At 53.4% G+C, this 479-nt stretch carries 1 protein-coding gene; it reads left to right on the forward strand.

The window, feature by feature from the left end:
* Positions 1–152: 152 nt before the first annotated feature.
* On the forward strand, positions 153–479 hold a 327-nt coding region (locus Q5Y75_RS28415), incomplete at its 3' end, for a GNAT family N-acetyltransferase (RefSeq protein ID WP_306203662.1).

Consider the following 479-nt stretch of genomic DNA (forward strand, 5'->3'; position numbering starts at 1 on the left):
CGGGTATGAATCACGCAGGCGGGATGACGGCAACCAAATTAATAGGTCCAGAACCTAGCGGGCATTGGTTCTGATCTCGCTTTGCACGGTCTAAGTTGCATTTTCGAAACCAAGGTGCGACAGTTTTTGAGCTGCGGTGGGGGCTATCTACTATGATCTCGGACGTTTCTTTTGTCTCCAAAGTGTCTGACGTGGCGGCATTCGAGGAGTTGTTGTTCGACTATTACAGCGTCGTCCTTAAAGCGTTTGAAGCCGCCGGTGGACCAGTCCTGTCACCCGAAGATCTGGTGCGCAGTTCTATCGACCATCTTGATGAGATGCTGCCACCAGATGGACGTTTAGCGTTGGCTCGTGGCCAGGATAGGCATCTAGTGGGCTGCGGCGCAATGCGCCGGATCAGGCAGGATGCTGTCGAGATGAAACGCATGTTTGTCAGGCCTGAGGTGCAGGGACAGGGACTTGGTAGACGTTTGTTCGAA

Origin of the sequence: Ruegeria discodermiae (assembly GCF_030758345.1) — a bacterium.
In the GTDB taxonomy this organism is placed as follows: Bacteria; Pseudomonadota; Alphaproteobacteria; order Rhodobacterales; family Rhodobacteraceae; genus Ruegeria_C.